This is a genomic window from Sphingomonas sp. M1A8_2b, assembly GCF_053345535.1.
On sequence record NZ_JBKFAH010000003.1, the window covers coordinates 60392 to 75715 of the forward strand.

Consider the following 15324-nt stretch of genomic DNA (forward strand, 5'->3'; position numbering starts at 1 on the left):
AGAGACGGAAGGCGAGGAGAGTGACGATGGCACGAATTTTTCTGAAGATCGCACTGCTGGCTACGGGGCTGACGCTTGCCGCGACGGCAGTGGCGCAGCGCCCGGCGGGCTATCCGCGATCCTACGACCAGTTGATCGACGACGCGCGTGTCGAGCGACAGGTCCGCATCTACGGCAACGCCGATCGCGCCGAACTGCTGCCGGTCGTCGCTGCGTTCCGGAAACGGTATCCCGGCATCACCGTGCTCTACGCCGACCTCGGTTCGACCGAGATGTACCGCCGCTTCGTGACGGAAACGCGCGCGCACCGGATGTCCGCCGATCTGGTCTGGTCGTCGGCGATGGATCTCCAGGTGAAGCTGATCAACGACGGCTTCGCGCAAGGCTATGCCAGCCCCGAAAAGCCCGCTTTGCCGCCGGTATCGGTGTGGAAGAACATGGGCTTCGGCGTCACCGCCGAGCCGATCGGGATGGTCTACAACAAACGTCTGATCCCCGCCGCGCGCGTGCCGCGCACGCATGCCGCGCTCGAGGCGATGCTGCGGCAGAACCGCCGCGCCTTCACCGGCAAGGTGACCACGTTCGACCCCGCGCGCTCGAACACCGGCTATCTGTATCTGACGCAGGACATGGCGACGACGCGCGATACGCGGTCGCTTCTGGAGGCGATCGCCGCCACCAAGCCGGTCCTGTCGCTGACCACCGAGCCGATGCTGCGCGGTGTCGCCGAGGGGCGGCAGGCGATCGCGTACAACGTCATCGGCTCCTACGCGCTGGAACGCGCGCGCACCGATCCGCGGCTCGGCGTGGCGTTCCTCCAGGATTATACACTCGTCACGTCGCGGATCGCGTTCATCGCGCGCGATGCGGCGCATCCTGCCGCGGCCAAGCTGTTCCTCGATTTCCTGCTGTCGCGCGAGGGCCAGTCGCTGCTCGCGAAACGCAGCTTGTGGCCGGTTCGCACCGACGTCCCCGCCCGCCGTCTTCCCGCAGCCCAGGCGCGACCCATCCGCGTGGGCCCGCAACTTCTCGTCAACCTCGACCGCGTCAAGCGCCAGCGTTTCCTGCGCGACTGGACCGCGATTCTCGCCACCGGAGCCAAAGCCCCATGATCCTCTTCCGTACCGGCTGCGCCGCACTCGCGCTCATCGCCGCCACCCCCGCCCTCGCGCAGACCCCCAGCGATGCCGATCTTGGGGCGCTGGTGCGCGCGCAGGCTGCCGAGATCGCCGCATTGAAGTCGCGGCTCGATCGGCTGGAGAATGCCGCCGCCGTTGCGCAAACCGCGCCTCCGGTTGCTCCGCCACAGGCGGTCGCGCCTCCACAGGCTGTGGCGCAGAACACCGAACCGCGTCGCACGGTGCCGTTCGCGCCGCAGCTCGCCCCTCCCGGCCCGGCCGATCGCAGCGTCGCGCAAGCGGTTGCCGCACGTGACAATCCGTCGGGCGTGACCACCGAATGGGGCGCCGGCCTGCCCGTCTTCCATTCGGCGGACGGCGTCTACACCTTCAAGCCGCGCGGCCGCATCCTGACCGACGTCAGCTCAAGCTTCGGCTCGAAGTACGACGGCCGCAACATCACGACGACCGGCATGCGCGCACTCCGCCTCGGTCTCGAAGGCGGCGTCGGCACGCATTTCTTCTACCAGTTCGAGAGCGACTTCTCGGAGAACGAGGTCGACGTCGTCACCGCGTTCGTCGGCTGGCGCAACAAGATCAAGCCCGGCCTCGACTACGACGTCCGCGCCGGTCATTTGTTCAACGATCGCGGCTTCGAAGGGTCGACCGGCTCGGATTCGACGCCGTTCCTCGAACGCACCACCGTCGCCACCGCGATCATCCCGCAGCGTGGTTTCTACGGTATCGGCGTGATGCCGCGCGTGTTCTGGAAGACCGGCCACGCCTCGGTGACCGTCACCGGCGACCGGATCGATGGCGATCAGTCGGTCGGCGACAGCCGTACCGTGCTGGCGCGTGCGCACTGGAACCCGATCAAGTCGGACACCGGCGCGCTGCATGTCGGGGCCTGGGGCTTCGACGAATCGCTGTCGTCGGTCGCGGGCACGCTGACGCGCAACACGGTGATCGGCGGGCGCTTCAACGGGGCGCTGCGCGTGTCGACCGGGCCGCTGATCGGCGGCACCGGTACGACCGGATACGGCGTCGAGCTCGGCGGCTATCGTGGGCCGTTGTGGGTGATGGGCGAGGCGGGCCGCCGCAACGCGCGGCTCGACGGTGGGCGTCCCGATTTCGTCAGCAAGGCATGGAGCGTCTCGGGCGGCTTGTTCCTGACCGGCGACCTGCCACCGTACAACCCGCGGCTTGGCAGCTTCGGCCAGCCCAAGGTGTTGAAGCCCACGTTCGACGGCGGGGTCGGCGCGATCGAGCTGACCGCGCGCTACGAAAGCCTCGATTTCGACAATCTGCTGACCGGCGGCGATGGCTGGGCGGCGACGGTAGGCGTCAACTGGTACCTCAACTCCTTCACCCGCTTCCAGGTGAACGCGATCCAGTGGAACACCGACAACCGCGCCGGCGACTATGTCGGCAACGACAGCGGGCAGACGGTCAGCGCGCGTGTCGGGGTTACGTTCTGATGTGGACGTTCGCCAAATTATCCCGTCACCCCGGACTGGTTCCGGGGTCCACCGTTCCGCAAATCAAACTCTCTCGATTGTGCGCCACCGTGGATGCCGGAACGAGCCCGGCATGACGGAGAAAACAGCGCGTCCGTCGACCCGGACCGATCGATTTTCGGCGCCCGTATTCGACCCTACGCCAACCCTATTCACGCCCTTTTCTAGGACGATGCGATGAACCTTGCCCTGCTCGGCTTCCTGATGGTCGCCACGTTCATGACGTTGATCATGACCAAGAAGATGACGCCGCTGGTCGCGCTCATCGTGATCCCGTCGATCTTTGGCGTGTTCGCGGGTGAGGCCGCGGGTCTCGGCCCGATGATGATCGACGGCATCAAGAACCTCGCGCCGACCGGCGTCATGCTGCTGTTCGCGATCCTGTTCTTCTCGACGATGACCGACACCGGGCTGTTCGATCCGCTGGTCGGACGGCTGATCCGGATGGTCCACGGCGATCCGATGCGGATCCTGATCGGCACGGTCGTGCTGTGCGCGCTCGTCAGCCTCGATGGCGACGGGTCGACCACCTACATCATCACGATCGCCGCGCTGCTGCCGCTCTACAAGCGCTTCAACATGAACCGGCTGTATCTCGTATGCCTGTTGATGACGACGAGCGGGATCATGAATCTGACGCCGTGGGGCGGCCCGACCGCGCGCGCAGCGAGTGCACTGAAGCTCGATCCGGCGACGCTGTTCCTGCCGCTGATCCCCGGCATGATCGCCGGCCTCGCCTTCCTGATCGGCCTCGCCGTATATTTCGGGCGGAAAGAACGCGTCCGAATGGGTGAAGCGGGGATCACCGCCGATACCGAGTTCACCGGCATGGCCGTGTCGCAATATCCCGAAGCACGTCGCCCCAAGCTGATCTGGTTCAACGCCGCGCTCGTCATCACGCTGCTGACGTTGCTGGTGTGGGGTATCCTGCCGTTGTCGGTGCTGATGATGCTGGCGTTCGCGATCGCGATGATCGTCAATTATCCCGGCGTCGCCGACCAGAAGGAGCGCATTTCCGCGCATGCCGGCAACGTGCTCGCGGTCGTTTCGCTGATCTTCGCGGCGGGCATCTTCACCGGGATTCTCGGCGGCACCGGCATGGTCGAGGCGATGAGCAAGGCGGTGGTCGGCGTGATCCCGCCCGCGCTCGGGCCGTACATGGCGCCGATCACCGCCGTGCTGAGCATGCCGTTCACCTTCTTCATCTCGAACGACGCGTTCTATTTCGGGATGCTGCCGATCCTCGCCGAGGCCGGCGCGCATTATGGCGTCGCGCCCGAGGCGATCGCCCGTGCGTCGCTGATGGGCCAGCCGGTCCACCTGCTCAGCCCGCTGGTGCCGTCGACCTATTTGCTGGTCAGCTTGGTCGGGATCGACCTCGCCGATCACCAGCGCTTCACGCTCGTGCCGGCGATCGGCGTCTGCACGGTGATGACGCTGGTCGGCATGATCGCGCTCGCCTTCCCGTTCGTCGCCTGAGGTGAGCATCCCCGCAACCCGCCGCTACCGGAGCTTCCGCATGATCCGACCGCGTACACCGTTGATGCTGCTCCCCGCGATGGGTTGCGACGGGCAGCTCTGGGCCCGCCAGATCGTCGACCTCGCCGGGATCGCGCAAGTGGAGTTCGGCGACCTGTCGCAGGACGATACGCTGTCGGCGATGGCCGCGCGCGTGCTCGCCAGCGCACCGCCCCGGTTCGCGGTCGCGGGCGTCAGCCTCGGCGGCTACGTCGCGATGGAGATGGTCCGCCAGGCGCCCGACCGGATCGAGCGGATCGCGCTGTTCGGCACGCGCGGATCGATGGACGTCCGTCCGCGCACCGTCGCGGGGCAGGGGATGCTCGCTACCGCGCCGCATGCCGACCCGCGCCTCTCCGCGATCGTCAGCGGTCCGGCGCAGGCGATGGCCGACCGAGTCGGCCCGGTCGTGTTTGAACGCCAGCAACGTGCGCTGCTCGCTCGGCCGGATATCAGCGAGGCGATCGCCGCGATTCATGTGCCCACCCTGGTCGCAGTGGGCGATCGCGACCGGATCTGCACCCCCGACGACGCGCTGTCGCTGAGCCTGCGGATTCCGGGTGCGCACTTCCACCTGCTGCGCGGCTGCGGCCATTTGTCCCCGCTCGAACGTCCGGGCGAGGTCACCGCGGTGCTCCGCCAGTGGTTGAAATCCGGCTGACATCGCCGCGTTGGCGGTGCATGGCGCAAGGCATGGATCCGCTGACCTTCGACCGCCCCGACGAGCGCACGCGAGCGCGGCCCGATTGCCACCAGGCGATCAGCATCCTCGACATGTTCACGATCGGGATCGGGCCGTCGAGTTCGCATACCGTTGGGCCAATGCGCGCAGCGTGGTTGTTCGCCGACTTGGTCGCGGACGAACAGCCTGTCGCGGTGCGAGTCGATCTGTACGGTTCGCTGGCGCTGACGGGCCGCGGGCATGCTACCGACAGTGCGGTGATGCTGGGCTTGAGTGGCGCGCAGCCCGAGACGATCGATCCAGACCTGATCCCGGTGCGACTGGCGGCGATCCGGTCGAGCGGGCGGCTGATGCTAGCGGAGCGGGTGGAGATCGGGTTCGAGGAGAGCCAGCACCTCCTGTTTCATTCGAAGACCTTCCTGCCGGGGCATCCCAACGCGGTGACCTTCACCGCGTCGTTCGGTGACGGGCGCAGCGTCGAGCGGACCTATTTCTCGATCGGTGGCGGGGCGATCGTCGAGGCGGGGTCGGGGCCGGTCAAGGCGAACATCCTGTTGCCGCGGCCGTTTTCGTCGGGGGCGGAACTGCTCGCGACCGGCGATGCGACGGGGATGACGATCGCCGACATCGTCCGCGAGAACGAGATTGCGTGGCGACCGGAGAGCGAGACCGACGCGTTCCTCGATGCCGTCCGCGCGGCCATGTTCGCGTCGATCGATCGCGGGTGCCGGCAGGGCGGTATCCTGCCGGGTGGGTTGAAGGTGCCGCGGCGGGCGAAGGCGTTGTTCGAGGGATTGCAGGCGCGCGATACTGCCGCCGATCCGTCCGCGGTGTTCGAATGGGTGAGCCTGTATGCGCTGGCCGTGAACGAGGAAAACGCCGCGGGGGGCCGCGTCGTGACCGCGCCGACCAACGGTGCGGCGGGCGTGCTGCCGGCGGTGCTGCGCTTCTACGAGACCTTTACCAAGGACCCTACGCCGAAGGGCGCGCACGACTTCCTGCTGACCGCGGCGGCGATCGGGTTTCTCTACAAGAAGCGTGCGTCGATCTCGGCGGCGGAGATGGGGTGCCAGGGCGAGGTCGGCGTTGCGTGCTCGATGGCGGCGGGCGCGCTCGTCGCGGCGCTCGGCGGGACCAACGAACAGATCGAGAATGCCGCCGAGATCGGCATGGAGCACAACCTCGGCCTGACCTGCGATCCGATCGGCGGGCTGGTCCAGATCCCGTGCATCGAGCGCAACACGATGGGTGCGATCAAGGCGATCAACGCCGCGTATCTGGCGCTGCGGGGGGACGGTCGCCATATCGTCAGCCTCGATGCGGTGATCGAGACGATGCGCCAGACCGGTGAGGACATGCGCTCGCAATATAAGGAGACGTCGCTTGGTGGCCTGGCCGTCAACGTCGTCGAATGCTGAAGGATTATCCATGACTGCCCCGACGAACCCGCTTCTCGATACGCTGTCGCTGCCCCGTTTCGCCGAACTGTCGCCCGACCAGATCGCGCCCGCGCTCGACGAGGCGATCGCGCGGCATGAGGCGATGGTCGAGGCGCTGACGACCGCGCGGCCGACCGATTTCGCGGGCGCGTGGCTGCCGTACGAGCGTGCGAATACCGAGATCGGCGCGATCTGGTCGGCGGTGTCGCATCTGCACGGCGTCGCGGACACGCCCGAACTGCGCGCGGCGTATTCGGAGGGGCAGAAGCGGCTCGTCGAGAACGACATGAAGGTCGGGCAGAACCGCGATCTGTACGAGGTGTTCGTGGCGCTGAGCGTGTCGCCCGAGTTCGCCGACTTGCCCGTCGAAGACCGGGTCGCGGTGGAGCAGGCGATCCGCGACTTCACGCTGTCGGGCGTGGCGCTGGAACCCGAGGCGCGTGACCGGTTCAGCGAGATTTCCGTCGAGCTTTCGGGGTTGTCGAACGAGTTCGGCAGCGCGGTGCTGGATGCGACCGATGCGTGGTCGGAACTGGTGACGGACGAGGCGGATCTCGCCGGTATCTCGGATGCGGATAAGGCGATGTTCGCGGATGCCGCCAAGGCGAAGGGGCAGGCGGGCTGGCTGGTCACGCTGCAACAGCCGAGCGTCAACGCTGTGCTCACGTTTGCCGAGAACCGCGAGTTGCGCGCGCGCATGTATCGCGCATTCGCAACCCGCGCGTCGGACCAGGGGCCGAACGCGGGCGAGTTCGACAACAGTGCGCGGATCGCGCGTATCCTCGAGCTGCGGCATGAGGGCGCCAAGCTGCTCGGCTTTACCGATCCGGTCGCATGGTCGCTGGAAACGAAGATGGCGCCCAATGGCGCCGAGGTGATCGCGTTCCTGCGCGATCTGGCACGGCGGGCGAAGCCGGCGGCGGAGCGTGACCTCGCCGAACTGAAGACGTTTGCGGCCGAGCAGCTCGGGATCGCCGATTTCGAGCCTTGGGATGCGGGCTTCGTGTCGAACCGGTTGCGGCAGGATCGCTATGCGGTCGATGCGCAGGTGGTGAAGGCGTATTTCCCGGTCGAGCGGGTGATGGAGGGCTGGCAGACGCTGATGCAGCGGCTGTTCGGCATCAAGCTCGTCGAGCGCGACGACGTGTCGCTGTATCATGACGATGCGCGGTTCTTCGACGTGGTGGACGAGAGCGGGACGGTGTTCGCCGGGCTGTATCTCGACCTCCACGCACGCACCGGCAAGCGTGGCGGCGCGTGGATGGCGCAGGCGCGACCGAGGCTGCACGACGGCAACACCGTGACGGTGCCGGTCGCGTATCTCGTCTGTAACTTCGCGCCGGATGGTGGCGAGACGCCGTCGCTGCTCAGCCACAACGACGTGACGACGCTGCTGCACGAGACCGGCCACTGCATCCACCTGCTCTTCACCAAGGTGAACCGGCCGAGCATCGCCGGCACCAACGGCTTCGAATGGGACGCGATCGAGCTGCCGAGCCAGCTGATGGAGGATTTCGCCTGGGACAAGGACGTGCTGACCGGCATGTCCGGCCACTACAAGACCGGCGAGAAGCTCCCCGCCGACCTGTTCGAGCGGATGGTGAAGGCGCGGCATTTCCAGGCGGGGATGTTCATCCTGCGCCAGGTCGAGTTCGCGCTGTTCGACCTGCTGCTGCATCTCGGCACGATGGGCAGCGACCCGATCGAGGTGATCGAGGCGGTGCGCGACGAGGTGGCGGTGATCCGCCCGCCCGCATGGCACCGCTTCCCGCACGCGTTCAGCCACATTTTCGCAGGCGGCTATGCGTCGGGCTATTACAGCTATCTGTACGCCGAATTGCTGGCGGCGGATGGCTTCGAGGCGTTCGCGGAGGCGGGACTGGTCGATCGCAAGACCGGCGACCGGTTCCGAGAGGAAGTGCTCGCGCGCGGTGCGACACGGCCGGCGGCGGAGAGCTTCCGCGCGTTCCGCGGGCGTGATCCCGAGCCGACCGCGATGCTGGTCCGTCACGGGCTGCAAGGGTGACGAAGCGCGTCGACCGGCGCTGGTTGTCGGAGGCGGTGCGGCGGATCGAGGCGGACTATAACCGGTCCGCCGACACGCACCTGATCCGTGTCGATCTGCCGCGGTACCCCGGTATCGTGCTGTACTTGAAGGACGAGAGCTCGCACCCGACCGGCAGCCTCAAGCACCGGCTCGCGCGCTCGCTGTTCCTGTATGCGCTGTGCAACGAATGGATCGGGCCGGAGACGACGGTGATCGAATCCTCGTCGGGGTCGACCGCGGTGTCGGAGGCGTATTTCGCCAGGATGCTAGGGCTGCGCTTCATCGCGGTGGTGCCCGCGACGACCGCTAGCCCCAAGCTCGACGCGATCCGCTTTCACGGCGGCGAGATCCACATGGTCGACGATCCGCGCACCGTCTACGCGGTCTCGCACCGGCTCGCCGCGGAGACGGGCGGGCATTATCTCGACCAGTTCACCTATGCCGAGCGCGCGACCGACTGGCGCGGCAACAACAACATCGCCGAAAGCATCTTCGCGCAGATGGCCGAGGAGGAGCATCCGTGCCCGTCTTGGATCGTCTGCGGCGCGGGGACCGGCGGCACGTCGGCGACGATCGGGCGGTTCATCCGCTATTGCCGCCACGACACGAAACTGTGCGTCGCGGACCCGGTGCACTCGGTGTTTCACCGCCATTTCGAGGACCGCTCGGTGGTCGCGTTACCCGAAGGGTGCGCGTCGCGGATAGAAGGCATTGGCCGCCCGCGCGTCGAGCCGAGCTTCGTGCCGAGCGTCATCGACCGGATGATCGCGGTCGAGGATGGCGACAGCATCGGTGCGATGCGCGCGCTGTCGGACCGGCTCGGGCGGCGCGTCGGCGGCTCGACCGGGACCAACCTCTGGGCGTGCGCCGGACTCGTCGAGGAGATGGCGGCGGCGGGCGAGACGGGGAGCATCGTCACGCTGTTGTGCGATGGCGGCGACCGCTATGGCTGCACCTATTACGACGACGCATGGCTCGACGATCGCGGGGTCGCGTGGACCGGGGCAGCGGCGCGGATGACGCAATTTCTGGGCTGAGCAACCGATGACCCCATGGCAGTTCTGGATCGACCGCGGCGGCACGTTCACCGACGTCGTCGCGCGGCAACCGGACGGACGGATCGTCACCGCCAAGCTGCTCTCCGAGGATCCCGAGCGCTATGGTGATGCGGCGGTCGAGGCGATCCGGCGGCTGACCGACGGGGCGGACGTCCCGCTCGAACTACGGATCGGGACGACGGTCGCGACCAACGCGTTGCTCGAGCGCAAGGGCGAGCCGACGTGCCTCGCGATCACGCGCGGGTTTGGCGATGCGCTGCTGATCGGTCACCAGGAGCGGTCTGATATCTTCGCGCGCGACGTGAACCGCCCGCCGCCGCTGTTCGCGCACGTCGTGGAGATCGACGAGCGGGTCGGGGCGGAGGGCGATGTGCTCCGTCCGCTCGACGTCGATGCGGCCCGCGTAGGATTGCAGGCCGCATTCGATAGCGGTTTGTGCGCGGTCGCGATCGTTCTCATGCACGGCTATCGCTTCACCGCGCACGAGGAAGCGATAGCGGCAATCGCAACCGAGATCGGCTTCACGCAAATCTCGGTCAGCCACCGCGTAGCGCCGCTGATCAAGCTGATCGGGCGCGGCGATACGACCGTCGTCGATGCGTATCTGTCGCCGGTCGTCGATCGCTATGTCGCGGGCCTGAGTGAGGCGCTGGGGCGGGGCGCGTTGTTCATGCAGTCGTCGGGCGGACTGGTCGACGGCGCAGGTTTTCGCGGCAAGGACGCGATCCTGTCGGGGCCGGCGGGCGGCATCGTCGGCATGGCCGCGACCGCTCGCGAGGCCGGGTTCGAGCACGTCATCGGTTTCGACATGGGCGGTACCTCGACCGACGTGTCGCACTATGCCGGCACGTACGAACGCGACACCGAGACGTTGATCGCCGGCGCGCGCATCCGCGCGCCGATGCTGCGAATTCACACCGTCGCTGCGGGCGGCGGCTCGATCTGTCGGTTCGACGGCGAGCGGCTGATCGTCGGCCCCGAGAGCGCGGGCGCGGTGCCGGGGCCTGCGTGCTACCGCCGCGGTGGCCCGCTGACCGTGACCGACTGCAATGTGATGCTGGGGAAAGTGCGGCCCGAGTTCTTCCCGGCGCTGTTCGGACCGGCGGGCGACCAGCCGCTCGATGCCGAGGCGGTGACCGCCCGGTTCGCGGAATTGCCGCTCGATCCGCAGGTCGCCGCCGAAGGGTTCGTCGCGGTTGCGGTGGCGAACATGGCGAATGCGATCCGGACGATTTCCGTCGCGCGGGGGCATGACGTGACGCGCTACACGCTCGCCTGCTTCGGTGGAGCCGGGGGGCAGCATGCGTGTCTCGTCGCCGACGCGCTGGCGATGGACCGGGTGATGATCCACCCGCTGGCCGGCGTGCTGTCGGCGTATGGTATGGGGCTGGCCGATCGTCGCGTGCTCCGCGAGGCGACCTCGGGTGCTGCGTTCGCGGACTATGCCGCGATCACGCAGGCGTTGGACGGGCTGGCGGAGGCCGCGCGCGAAGCATTGGTAGCGCAGGGCGTCACGGCGGATGACGTACGGATCGAACGCCGCGTCCATCTCCGCCGGGGCCAGACCGACCACACCATCGAACTCGATCTCGCCGAGCCGGCTGCGATGATAGCCGCGTTCGACGCCGCGCACATCGCGCAGTTCGGGTTCGCCAGCGAGGCACCGCTGATCGCCGACCGGATCGTCGCCGAGGCGATCGCCGATAGTCCGCCGATCGACGCGGCACGAGTTGCCTTCCCCGACGAGCCAGCCTCACCGCTGGCGGTCGCCCCGGTCTACATGGCCGGCGCATGGCAAGACACGCCCGTCCTAGCGCGCGAAGGCCTCCCCGCCGGACACGCCATCGACGGCCCCGCGCTGATCCTCGACAGCGTCTCGACCACGATCGTCGAGCCAGGCTGGCGCGCGCGCGTCGATCCGATCGGCAATCTGATCCTCGACCGCATCGCACCCCGCGTCGGCGCGAGCATCGGCACCGAATCCGACCCGGTCCGTCTGGCCATCTTCGCCGGTCTGTTCATGAGCATCGCCGAAGAAATGGGCGCCGCACTCCAGCGCTCCGCCGCGTCGGTCAACATCCGCGAGCGGCTCGACTTCAGTTGCGCGCTGTTCGACGCGCACGGCAACCTCGTCGCGAACGCGCCGCACATCCCGGTCCATCTGGGCTCGATGGGCGAAAGCATTCGCACGATCATCGACGCGCGAGGCGGCGGCGCAGACGGCCGCGGTATCCGCCGCGGCGATGCCTACGCGCTCAACGCGCCGTATCGCGGCGGCTCGCACCTGCCCGACATCACCGTCATCATGCCGGTCTTTGCACACGACAATGACGCGCCGGCGTTCTTCGTAGCCGCCCGCGGGCACCACGCAGACGTCGGCGGTATCACGCCCGGATCAATGCCGCCCGAAAGCCGCTCGGTCGAGGAAGAGGGCGTGCTGCTCGACAACGTACTGGTGGTCGACGAAGGCCGGTTCCTCGAAACCGAACTGCGCGCAGTGTTCGCGAGCGGCCCCTATCCCGCGCGCAACATCGACCAGAACATCGCCGATCTCGCCGCGCAACTTGCCGCCTGCACGCGAGGCGCGACCGGGCTTACGCGGCTCGCGGACGAATACGGCACGGACGTCGTCGCGGCGTACATGGAGCACGTCCAAGCCAATGCCGACGCCGCCATCCGCCGCCTGATCGCGACTCTCGACGACGGCGCGTTCGCCTACGAGATGGACGACGGCGCAGTCGTCCGCGTGGCCGTCCGCGTCGACCGCGATGCCGCAACGATGGCCGTCGACTTCGCCGGCACCAGTGACCAGCGCCCAACCAACTTCAACGCCCCCGTCTCGATCGTCCGCGCCGCCGTACTCTACGTCGTCCGCGCACTGATCGACGAGGCGGTCCCGCTCAACGACGGTTGCCTGCGCGGCGTGACGATCCGCGTGCCCGAAGGCTCGATGCTCAACCCGCGCTATCCGGCCGCGGTCGTCGCCGGCAATGTCGAGACGAGCCAGGTCGTCACCGACGCGCTGTTCGGCGCGCTCGGCGCGATGGCGGCGAGCCAGGGGACGATGAACAACTTCACCTTCGGCAACGACACGCACCAATATTACGAGACTATCGCGGGAGGAGCGGGTGCGGGCCCCGGTTTCGACGGCGCGTCGGTGATCCAGACGCACATGACCAACAGCCGGCTGACCGACCCCGAAATCTTTGAAACGCGCTTCCCGGTGCTGCTGGAGGAATTCTCGATCCGCCGCGGCTCGGGCGGGGCAGGCGCGCACCGCGGCGGCGACGGTGGGACGCGCCGCGTGCGCTTCCTCGAAGAGATGACCGCGTGCATCCTCGCCAACCGCCGTCGCGTGGCCCCGTTCGGGATGGCGGGCGGCGAGGCCGGAGGGCTGGGCTCGGCAACCGTCGAGCGCGCCGATGGCAGCGTCGAGCACCTCGGCTCCACCGCCAAGGTCGACATGCGGCCGGGCGATGTGTTCGTGATCGAAACACCTGGTGGCGGTGGTTTCGGACCCATTTGATCCGCTGCCCGGTACGACGACCGGTTGCGGCAACGTGACAGAGGCGTCACACACCACCCCGAGAAGATCATCGTGAAAGAGAGCCCATGACCGCATTCCGTTCCCGCGCCCTGTTCGTCCGATTGCTCGCGGGATCGGTTCTCGCGATGACTTCGCCGGTTGCCGCGCAGACGACCAACAACGCGCCGGGCGCTGCGGCGGCGAAGACCGAAGCGCCCAAGGCCCGGCCTTGGATGAACACCAAACTCAGTGCGGATGCGCGTGTCGAGCTGCTCATCAAGGAGATGACGCTCGATGAGAAGCTGCAGCTCACCTTCGGCTATTTCGCGACCAACGCCGACTGGCTGAAGACGCCGGTCAAGAACTGGGTCTATCCGAAGGACGGCCTGCCCGCGTCCGCCGGGATCGTCCCCGGTATCCCGCGGCTTGGCATTCCCAACCAGTGGGAGACCGATGCCGGCGTCGGCGTCGCCAGCCAGCGCGGGCCGACGCCGCGGCTGCGTACCTCGCTGCCGTCGGGGATCGCGACCGCGGCGACCTGGAACCCCGAGCTTGCGCAGGCGGGCGGCGCGATGATCGGCCGAGAGGCGTTTCTGTCGGGCTTCAACGTCCAGCTTGCGGGCGGGATGAACCTGACGCGTGAACCGCGCAACGGGCGCAACTTCGAATATGGCGGCGAGGATCCGCTGCTGGCCGGCGTCATCACCGGCCACGAGATCAAGGGCATCCAGTCGCAGCACGTCGTGTCGACGATGAAGCACTACGCCTTCAACGGCCAGGAGACGAACCGCAACAACATCGATCACAAGATCGGCGAACAGGCTGCACGCCAGTCCGATCTGCTCGCGTTCGAGATCGCCAACGAGGTCGGCCAGCCCGGCTCGGTGATGTGCTCGTACAACCGCGTCAACGGCCATTACGCGTGCGAGAACGACTGGTTGCTCAACAAAGTCCTGAAGCGCGACTGGGGCTTCAAGGGCTATGTCATGTCCGACTGGGGCGCGACGCATTCGACCAGCGAGGCCGCGAATGCCGGGCTTGACCAGCAGTCGGGCTGGGCGTTCGATCGCTCGGCGTACTTCGCGGATGCCCTGCGCGAGGCAGTCAACAACGGCCATGTCAGCGAAGCGCGCGCGACCGACATGGCGCGCCGTGTGCTGTGGGGGATGGTCTCGGTCGGCGCGTTCGACACGGTAGTGAACGGCGACCAGGCGACGAAGATCGACTACGCCGCGCATGCCGCGGTGACGCGCGCGGACGCGGAAGAGGGCATCGTCCTCCTCAAGAACACCGCGGGTCTGCTGCCGATCGCCAAGTCGGCCAAGTCGATCCTGCTGATCGGTGCGCATGCCGATGTCGGCGTGCTGTCGGGCGGTGGATCGTCGCAGGTGTATTCGCACAATGCGCCGACCAACGGCCTGATCGTACCCGACGAATTCCCGAGCGGCTTCCCCGGTCCCAAGACCTATCATGCCTCGTCGCCGATGAAGGCGTTGCAGGCGCGGACCGGCGCGACCGTGACGTATCTCGACGGCAAGGACGTCAAGGCGGCCGCAGCCGCGGCGCGGAATGCGGACGTCGTCATCGTGTTCGGCGAGCAGTGGACGGGCGAGTCGTTCGATGTACCCGACCTGAACCTGCCGGCTGGCCAGAACGCGCTGATCGACGCGGTTGCGCGCGCGAACGCGAAGACGGTGGTGGTGCTCGAAACCGGCGGTCCGGTGGTGATGCCGTGGCTCGGCAAGGTCGGCGCGGTGCTGGAGGCGTGGTATCCCGGCACGGCGGGCGGCGAGGCGATCGCGCGCGTGCTGACCGGCGAGATCAATCCGTCGGGCCACCTGCCCGCGACCTTCCCCGCGTCGCTCGCGCAGATCCCGCGGCCCAAGCTCGAGGGCGATCCCAAGCTCGACCGCGATTCGCATCCGATGGGCAATTATGACATCGAGGGCGCCGCGGTCGGCTACAAGTGGTTCGACAAGACCGGCGCCAAACCGCTGTTCCCGTTCGGTTATGGCCTGTCCTACACGAACTTCGCGATGACCGGGCTGACTGCGGCGCCCGCCGGCAAGGGGATCAAGGCGGACTTCACGGTGCAGAATACGGGTGCGGTGCAGGGCAAGGCGGTCGCGCAGGTCTATGTGTCCGGCGCGGGCTGGGAAGCGCCCAAGCGGCTCGGCGCGTTCCGCAAGGTCGATCTCGCACCGGGCAAGAGCCAGACGGTGTCGGTGACGATCGACCCGCGCCTGCTCGCGACGTTCGACGTCGCCAGCGGCGGTTGGAAGATCGCGGGCGGCAATTACAAGGTCATGCTCGCCACTTCCGCTGCGGACATCGTCCAGACCGCAACGGTCCGCGTGGCCGCGCAGACGCTCGACGCCCGGAGACGCTGAGCGGGCTCGGGGGGCGTGCGGCTCGGCGC

At 67.7% G+C, this 15324-nt stretch carries 9 protein-coding genes; all 9 read left to right on the plus strand.

The features are described from left to right. The first annotated feature begins 26 nt into the window (after positions 1 to 26). The 9 genes from ACLBWL_RS12800 to ACLBWL_RS12840 all read left to right on the plus strand — a co-directional run bounded on the left by ACLBWL_RS12800 (position 27) and on the right by ACLBWL_RS12840 (position 15295). On the plus strand, positions 27 to 1112 hold the full coding sequence (locus ACLBWL_RS12800; protein WP_447793616.1) for an ABC transporter substrate-binding protein: 1086 nt from the start codon (positions 27 to 29) through the stop codon (positions 1110 to 1112). Next, entirely contained in the window at positions 1109 to 2596 is a 1488-nt protein-coding gene (locus ACLBWL_RS12805) for a porin (RefSeq protein WP_447793618.1), read from the plus strand. Before ACLBWL_RS12800 ends, ACLBWL_RS12805 begins: the two co-directional genes overlap by 4 nt. Before the next feature lie 216 nt (positions 2597 to 2812). Beyond that, the gene (locus ACLBWL_RS12810; protein WP_121905151.1) at positions 2813 to 4114 is read left to right on the plus strand and encodes a CitMHS family transporter; all 1302 of its coding nucleotides are present in this window, start codon (positions 2813 to 2815) and stop codon (positions 4112 to 4114) included. Between the two features lie 40 nt (positions 4115 to 4154). Then, positions 4155 to 4814, plus strand: a complete 660-nt coding sequence (locus ACLBWL_RS12815; protein WP_447793621.1) for an alpha/beta fold hydrolase — start codon at positions 4155 to 4157, stop codon at positions 4812 to 4814. 32 nt (positions 4815 to 4846) lie between these two features. Further along, complete coding sequence (locus ACLBWL_RS12820) at positions 4847 to 6253, plus strand: L-serine ammonia-lyase (protein WP_447793623.1); 1407 nt, start codon at positions 4847 to 4849, stop codon at positions 6251 to 6253. A gap of 10 nt (positions 6254 to 6263) precedes the next feature. Further along, on the plus strand, positions 6264 to 8300 hold the full coding sequence (locus ACLBWL_RS12825; protein WP_447793625.1) for a M3 family metallopeptidase: 2037 nt from the start codon (positions 6264 to 6266) through the stop codon (positions 8298 to 8300). Beyond that, on the plus strand, positions 8297 to 9358 hold the full coding sequence (locus ACLBWL_RS12830; protein WP_447793626.1) for a PLP-dependent cysteine synthase family protein: 1062 nt from the start codon (positions 8297 to 8299) through the stop codon (positions 9356 to 9358). Before ACLBWL_RS12825 ends, ACLBWL_RS12830 begins: the two co-directional genes overlap by 4 nt. Positions 9359 to 9365: 7 nt before the next feature. Further along, positions 9366 to 12905 (plus strand): hydantoinase B/oxoprolinase family protein, encoded by a 3540-nt coding sequence (locus tag ACLBWL_RS12835; protein ID WP_447793628.1) that lies wholly within the window; start codon positions 9366 to 9368, stop codon positions 12903 to 12905. An 86-nt stretch (positions 12906 to 12991) separates the two neighbouring features. Next, positions 12992 to 15295 carry a glycoside hydrolase family 3 C-terminal domain-containing protein gene (locus ACLBWL_RS12840; protein ID WP_447793630.1) on the plus strand — a complete coding sequence of 768 codons (2304 nt, stop codon included), beginning with the start codon at positions 12992 to 12994 and terminating at the stop codon, positions 15293 to 15295. Positions 15296 to 15324: the final 29 nt, after the last annotated feature.

What these genes read in the sequence shown, in the direction of transcription:
- ACLBWL_RS12800 (WP_447793616.1), top strand. Translation starts at nt 27, where the DNA reads ATGGCACGAATTTTTCTGAAGATCGCACTGCTGGCTACGGGGCTGACG.
- ACLBWL_RS12805 (WP_447793618.1), top strand. Translation starts at nt 1,109, where the DNA reads ATGATCCTCTTCCGTACCGGCTGCGCCGCACTCGCGCTCATCGCCGCC.
- ACLBWL_RS12810 (WP_121905151.1), top strand. Translation starts at nt 2,813, where the DNA reads ATGAACCTTGCCCTGCTCGGCTTCCTGATGGTCGCCACGTTCATGACG.
- ACLBWL_RS12815 (WP_447793621.1), top strand. Translation starts at nt 4,155, where the DNA reads ATGATCCGACCGCGTACACCGTTGATGCTGCTCCCCGCGATGGGTTGC.
- ACLBWL_RS12820 (WP_447793623.1), top strand. Translation starts at nt 4,847, where the DNA reads ATGGATCCGCTGACCTTCGACCGCCCCGACGAGCGCACGCGAGCGCGG.
- ACLBWL_RS12825 (WP_447793625.1), top strand. Translation starts at nt 6,264, where the DNA reads ATGACTGCCCCGACGAACCCGCTTCTCGATACGCTGTCGCTGCCCCGT.
- ACLBWL_RS12835 (WP_447793628.1), top strand. Translation starts at nt 9,366, where the DNA reads ATGACCCCATGGCAGTTCTGGATCGACCGCGGCGGCACGTTCACCGAC.
- ACLBWL_RS12840 (WP_447793630.1), top strand. Translation starts at nt 12,992, where the DNA reads ATGACCGCATTCCGTTCCCGCGCCCTGTTCGTCCGATTGCTCGCGGGA.